The sequence below is a fragment of the Tractidigestivibacter sp. genome (genome assembly GCF_057241865.1).
In genome coordinates, this window is the sequence record NZ_DBHHPX010000068.1 from 1 (window position 1) to 6,111 (window position 6,111).

6 protein-coding genes are annotated in these 6,111 nt (G+C 62.4%); 5 read left to right on the forward strand and 1 reads right to left on the reverse strand.

Features of this window, described 5'->3' with window-relative positions; all coding sequences use genetic code 11:
- The first annotated feature begins 400 nt into the window (after positions 1–400).
- Genes ACO59D_RS12625 through ACO59D_RS12640 form a run of 4 tightly spaced genes read left to right on the forward strand, consistent with a single transcriptional unit; the run spans position 401 to position 3,814 of the window.
- Positions 401–898, forward strand: coding sequence for an RNA polymerase sigma factor (locus ACO59D_RS12625; protein WP_485127285.1), 498 nt, complete (start codon positions 401–403; stop codon positions 896–898).
- Positions 891–1,691 (forward strand): hypothetical protein, encoded by an 801-nt coding sequence (locus tag ACO59D_RS12630; protein ID WP_485127286.1) that lies wholly within the window; start codon positions 891–893, stop codon positions 1,689–1,691. Before ACO59D_RS12625 ends, ACO59D_RS12630 begins: the two co-directional genes overlap by 8 nt.
- A 14-nt stretch (positions 1,692–1,705) precedes the next feature.
- The gene (locus tag ACO59D_RS12635; protein WP_485127287.1) at positions 1,706–2,581 is read left to right on the forward strand and encodes an ABC transporter ATP-binding protein; all 876 of its coding nucleotides are present in this window, start codon (positions 1,706–1,708) and stop codon (positions 2,579–2,581) included.
- A gap of 9 nt (positions 2,582–2,590) precedes the next feature.
- Positions 2,591–3,814: an ABC transporter permease family protein gene (locus ACO59D_RS12640; protein WP_485127288.1), complete on the forward strand. Its 1,224-nt coding sequence runs from the start codon at positions 2,591–2,593 to the stop codon at positions 3,812–3,814.
- An 86-nt stretch (positions 3,815–3,900) separates the two neighbouring features.
- On the opposite strand, the gene ACO59D_RS12645 is transcribed toward ACO59D_RS12640, so the two are convergent.
- Positions 3,901–4,944 (reverse strand): helix-turn-helix transcriptional regulator, encoded by a 1,044-nt coding sequence (locus tag ACO59D_RS12645; RefSeq protein WP_485127289.1) that lies wholly within the window; start codon positions 4,942–4,944, stop codon positions 3,901–3,903.
- A 513-nt stretch (positions 4,945–5,457) separates the two neighbouring features.
- On the opposite strand from ACO59D_RS12645, the gene ACO59D_RS12650 reads away from it, so the two are divergent.
- Positions 5,458–6,030: a type IV toxin-antitoxin system AbiEi family antitoxin domain-containing protein gene (locus tag ACO59D_RS12650; RefSeq protein ID WP_485127290.1), complete on the forward strand. Its 573-nt coding sequence runs from the start codon at positions 5,458–5,460 to the stop codon at positions 6,028–6,030.
- Positions 6,031–6,111: the final 81 nt, after the last annotated feature.

The following is a 6,111-nucleotide window of genomic DNA, read 5'->3' on the forward strand; positions in this document are numbered from 1 at the left end:
AAACCCTGGGACTCAGCGAGTCCGCCTGCTTGACAAAACTATGGGAACACCCCCCTTCTTCTGTTCTGGCGCAAAGCTCACTGCAGACTCCTGATTGGACCGCATCGGGTCCGACTTCTCGTCCTCATGCCCCGATCTGTATGCATACTCATACGATTCCCTACAAAGCCTGTATGGCGGAAATCAGCAAAGCATCGAATACCGTGAGCGGGCTGACAGAGTGTGCACAGCCTTGGAATCAAGGTTTTCCATCTTGCCCACAGCCGACGCAGGACGCAATGAACCCCGCCCCCTGAGCTCATTTCATGGCGGCCATGGGAGAATACTCGTAAAAATATCGCGAAGGGCCGCACATTTCGGGCTGCTTTCACGTTGTAGTAGGTAGAGGAGGTGGTTTGGCTTGCCTAGACGGGAGATCGGCGGCCTGGATCCGGACCGGGCGCGCGAGATTGCCGAGGAGTGCTACGACGACGTGCTGGCGTACTGCAGGCGCCACGCGCCCGCCGGGCACGAGGCGGGTGACCTCGCGCAGGAGACGTTCCTGCGCTTCGTGCGTGCCCAGGGGTACCGCGAGCGCGGCAAGCCCATCGCCTACCTCATGCGGATAGCGAGAAGCGTATGCGTCGACGCCAGCCGCGAGAGGCGGCTGGAGACGGTGAGCCTTGAGTTCGATGTCGCCGCCTGCGAGCGCGACGGGCGCGAGGCGGATCTCGACCTCGCATTGGAGCGGCTGCCAAGCGAGCTGCGCGAGGTCGTGGAGCTGCGGTTTGGCTTGGGGCTCGGGGTAAACGAAGTCGCCCAGACCCTCGGGATAAGCCGATTCGCGGCGCGCAGGCACATCAAGGCAGCGCTGAAGACGCTCGAAGAGGACTTGAAGGAGGGTGGTCTTGATGGGTAAGGCGGAGCGAGCGAGGCTCGAAATCGAGCTCTCCCAGCACTATTCCGCCCAACGGGAGGAGGCGGACCCGAACACTATCGACTCGCTCGCGCAGGCCATGGCCACCGAGGACAAGCGGACGAGCAGGGCCCATGGCCGCCGGATGGGGTTTGCCCAGTTCGTCGCATCCCAGGTGCGCTACATCCCTCTATGGACTTGGGTCGCGCAGCTGGGGATTGTCGCGCTCATGCTCGCCGCGGCGAGCAGCACCGCGGACGCGAACCTCGCGAAGCTCGTCATCGGCGTCCTCTCCGCCGTAACCGTGCTCGTTGGCGTGCCCAGCGTGCATGCGAGCAAGCTGCACGGTGTGGCCGAGCTGGAGTACTCGTGCCCCAGCAACGCGGTGAGCGTGATGGTGGCGCGCCTGATCGTTCTGGGTTGCTCGTCGTCGCTGGTGGTTGCCCTCATGGTTGGTGCGGTCGCGTCCTCTCTGGACGCCAACGCGCTCTCGGTCGCGCTTTGCGCCTGTCCGCCGTTCTTCTGCTCCTGCGCCGGCTCGCTAGCGCTGATGAGGAGGGCGGCGCCCTCTTCTGCCGCAGTGCTCTGCTGGGCATGGGTGGCCGCATGCTGTGCCGTGCTCATGGCCTTTGCGAGCATATGGCCGGGCATGTACGGGACGGCTTCTCTCGCCTCGTGGATCGCCGCGGCCGCCGTGGCGCTCGCGTGGCTCGTGCGCGAGGTTGCGATGCTCGTACACGCGGTCTCTGCGGGGCTGGACGCGTTCTCGCCGCATATGGCGAAAACCTACCACTAGATAAGGATTGCAATATGGAACTCACATTGGATCGGCTGACCAAGCAGTTCGGGGCGAGGATAGCCGTGGACCGCGTGTCGGCCAAACTTTCCCCGGGCGTGACGGGGCTTTTGGGCGCGAACGGCGCGGGCAAGACCACGCTCATGCGCATGGTCTGCGACGTGCTGCGCCCCACCAGCGGGCAGGTTCTGCTCGACGGGCGCGACGCCCTATCGATGGGCGACGAGTATCGGGCGCTGCTCGGCTACCTCCCACAGGATTTCGGCTACTACCCCGACTTCTCGGCGCTCGAGTTCATGCGCTACATGGCCACGCTCAAGGGCTTCTCCAGCCGAGACGGCCGCGCCCGCAGCGTGCAGCTGCTCGATGAGGTCGGGCTTGCCGATGACGCGCGGCGCAAGGTGAAGACCTTCTCCGGCGGCATGAAGCAGCGCCTCGGGATCGCCCAGGCCATGCTAAACGACCCTGCCATCCTGGTGCTCGATGAGCCCACGGCCGGCCTCGACCCCAAGGAGCGCGTGCGCTTCCGCAACCTCATCGCCAGCTTCGCCCAAAACAAGATCGTGATACTTTCCACCCACATCGTGAGCGACGTGGAGTTCATCGCCAGCCGCATCCTCGTGATGCGCGAGGGCAACTTCCTCATGGACGGTACGCCTGAGCAGGTGATTTCACAGGCTGCGGGCAAAGTGTGGGAATGCCATGTGGAGGCGCATCGCGCCGAGGAGATGTCGGCGCACATGCTCGTGGCCAACGTGCGCTATGCCACAGACGGGCATGCGGTGGTGCGCGTGGTGGCAGACGCCTCGCCCATGGAAGGGGCGCGGGCAGTCGAGCCCACGTTGGAAGACCTGTACCTGCACGCGTTCCGCGACGCGGGCATCCGTTAGGAGCGCGCAATGGGAGAGCTCATCAAGTTCGAACTCAGAAAGATAATCGGCAACCGCGCAGGCATGGCGGCGTGCCTGATCGCGCTCGCCTTGCTGGCAGGCATGGCCTTCATGAACCTGGCGACCACAACCACGCGCGACTACGCAACGGGCGCCGTCGTGGAGGGACTCGCCGGCCAGCAGGCATATCGCAACAACGAGGAGTCGCATGCCGGCGTGCTCGACGACGCCCGAATTGCAAAAGACGCAGCTACCCTCGATCGCGCCAACGAGCTTGCGGAGGGAACCCCCGGTTTTTACGACCTGTCGAGCGACGCGATGATCGCCCAGTACGGTCTCGAGTTCTGGCAGCAGACGAGGTTCGTTGCCTCCGACGACTACTACAACGAGATCGTGGGCACGCTCGATAGCGCAAGCCCGCGCGCGACGAGCCTGCGAGAGGGCTCGCTTGCGAGGATAGACGCCACGCTGTCCGACGGCTTCGAGCACTATTTCCCCTACAGCGATGCCGAGGCGTCCTATTGGCGCGGCAAGTTCGACCAGATTCAGTGGCCAGTTGAATTCGGCTACGCCGGCGCATGGAAAAACGCTCTGGATTGGGCGAGCTTCCTCGCTCTCTCGATCGTGGCGCTGTGCATTGCCCTCTCGGGCGTGTTCGCGGGAGAGTACCAGAACCGCACTGCCGCTGTGGCGCTGCCAACGAGGCGCGGCAGGAGGGCTCTCCCCGCCGCCAAAGTCATCGCGGCGCTCGCGTTCGCCACAGTCTACTGGTGGCTTTGCTCGGCGGTCGTCGTGGGAATCGACGTGGCCGTGTGCGGCGTCGGAGGATGGGATCTGCCGGTGCAGGTGGTCTTCGGGTTCGACAACCCGTACCCGCTCACCGTCGGGCAGGCCATGCTCGCCGTCTACGGCCTGGGGTATCTCGTCGCGCTCGGCATGGCAGCGCTCACGCTGCTCTTGTCTTCGAAGATGCGCTCCACGATGCCGGTGGCCGTGATTCCGATGGCGGTGGCCTTCCTCGGGATGTTCGCCCTCTTCATCCCTCCGCTCGCGAAGCTTGGAGCCCTCACGCCCATGGCGGGAATGAACTTCGCATTCAGTCGCATGGTCAGCTACGCGGCAGGGGCGGCGGTAATCGACCTTCCCGCTGCGCTGGCGATACTTTACTCAGGTCTCTTCGTGGTTTGCATACCGTTTGCGATGCGCATTTTCGCGAGGCATCAGGTGGCTTAGAGATAGAGAAGAGTGGGTGCTTACATACTTAGTCCTGCTTTGCGGTGGTTGCAAACTCTTCACTCTCTTTGTCTACGCTCCACACGCTAGTCTTCTTCCTTCCCGAACGCCTCCCAAATGAGCGAGATGACACCGCAGAGCAGCCCGCCGACGGGCCAGGCAACCCAGAACCACATGGCGGAGGTTCCCTCAGCTGTGAAGCTCGAAGGATCGGGGGATGTCAGCACGGGAACGAACATGAAGCCGAGGCCGACGATGGTCGCGACGATCATGATCGCCCCGCAGACTGCGCCGAGCCTCTTGCTGCGCCGGCGCTTCTGGAGGAGTGAATCGCGAACGTCCTCCCTGATTTGCGCGTTCATGATGTCCTCGACCTCGAGGCTGTCCGCTGCGTTCATGTTGTACTGTGCGATGTCAGTGCGCCCGAGCAGCATGCTGCAGTGGACGATGCTCCACACGCCGAGCGCAACGAAGGTGAGGAGAAGGAACTGTGCGAAGTTCCCCGATGCTTCGGCGAGCAGAAGATGCGCCCCGATGCCGACGAAGATGGCGGCGATGCCTCCGATGAGGCCCCGGGTGAACGCGGTGTGCACCCGCGACCGATCGTCCTCAGTGTAGAAATCCTCCACGAACGGGTGCGCCTTCACGAAGGCAGAGTGTGTCATTCCCGCCGGAATGATGCACGTCAGGCCCGCAAGAACGCCAGCGAGCACGAAAAGGATGGGCGCAACGTCGTTGCCCTCGCCCGTGAACTGCGAGAATACGCTCTCGAACAAATGTCCAAGCGCGATTCCGCCGATTATGCAGGCGATGCCCGCCGGAATCTTCCATGCCATCATGCATTGGTGTTCGTCGTAGCCGCAGATGTCCTGCGGAGGACCGTCGGGAACGGTCTTTGCCTGCAAGCTCTGCTCTCCGGTGCGCCTGTGAGTCAAATCTCCCCGGACGAGGTCGTCGAGACTGCAGTCGAAAATTCCGCACATCTTGAGGAGTTTGTCCATCTCGGGATACGAGCGCTCCGCCTCCCATTTGGTGACGGACTGTCGAGAGACTCCGAGAAGCATGGCGAGCTGCTCCTGAGTCATGTTGTGCTCCGCCCTCAGGTACTGAAGGTTGTCTCGAAAGCTCATGGTGGTTCCTTCTCCTTTTCGCACCTCCGCTTTGCGGAGGGGGTCGATTCAACTTGCTTCTTCAGCTTGAGGTAGCAACACCGATGATTCTACCAACCAGCGATTAGCAATAGGGAAAATCGAGGCAACCGGAAGGTGCCCTGCGGTTGCAAGCCCCAGGTGAGAAGGGGAGGGGCTCTAGTTTTCCTGCGACGGAATTTATATCTGAGATGCACGCTTGTCCGATTGCCTGATTGAGGCATGCCGCCCTCGACCATAGCCGAAGGATAGCGTTTGCGTTTTACCTAGTAGCTGTTGCACTCAGAATGCTAATCCGCCCTAAAACCCCGCGAAACGGGCACTCGGCGTGCAACTACTCCCTAAATCCCCAGGAAGAATAGAAGCGGGCGGTTTGGCGAGTGATTCGGATACAGCACCATTGGATGGGCTTTGCTTTCGATAGCGACCATTCCGTGCTAATATCCGTTATCATCATTAGCATAGTTGTTCAAAGGAGGACATACGGACGATCTGATGAGAATGGCGAAGGCGAACAACGGGTTCGTCTCCGCGGCCGACGCCGCTTCCGAGGGGATCAACCCCCGGGTGCTCTCGTCGGCCGTTGCGCGGGGGCTCCTGACGAGGGTCGACCGCGGCCTTTACTGCCTGCCCGAAGCCTGGGAAGACGAGTACGTGGTCGCCCAGCACCGCTTCGTGCGCGGCGTTTTCTCGCATGACACGGCGCTGTACCTGCTCTCGCTTTCCGACCAGGCGCCCGAGAGGCTCACCATGACGTTCCCGCTCGGGTATAACCCCACGTCCGCGAAACGGTTCGGGCTGGTTGCGAAGACCTCGCCTTCGGGGTTGCACGAGCTCGGCACGACTATCCTTAAGACGCCCTACGGCAACGCGGTGCGCGCCTACGACGCGGAGAGGACCCTCTGCGACATGCTGCGCGGCACGTCGAACCCAGATGTTCAGAGGCTCAACCCAGCCTTCCGCGCGTACCTTTCCTCCGAAGGCAGAAGCGTGCCGAAGCTCCTCGAGTACGCGGGGAGCCTGGGCGTCAAAGGGAAGGTCCGCCGATACCTAGAGGTGCTGCTGTGAAGACCAGAAACTCTATGCAGCTGAAAGGGGACTGCGGTGGAAATCTTGGACCGTGAGTGGTGCAGGAGGATCCATGTACAG

What these genes read in the sequence shown, in the direction of transcription:
- ACO59D_RS12650 (WP_485127290.1), top strand. Translation starts at nt 5,458, where the DNA reads ATGAGAATGGCGAAGGCGAACAACGGGTTCGTCTCCGCGGCCGACGCC.
- ACO59D_RS12630 (WP_485127286.1), top strand. Translation starts at nt 891, where the DNA reads ATGGGTAAGGCGGAGCGAGCGAGGCTCGAAATCGAGCTCTCCCAGCAC.
- ACO59D_RS12635 (WP_485127287.1), top strand. Translation starts at nt 1,706, where the DNA reads ATGGAACTCACATTGGATCGGCTGACCAAGCAGTTCGGGGCGAGGATA.
- ACO59D_RS12640 (WP_485127288.1), top strand. Translation starts at nt 2,591, where the DNA reads ATGGGAGAGCTCATCAAGTTCGAACTCAGAAAGATAATCGGCAACCGC.
- ACO59D_RS12645 (WP_485127289.1), bottom strand. Translation starts at nt 4,944, where the DNA reads ATGAGCTTTCGAGACAACCTTCAGTACCTGAGGGCGGAGCACAACATG.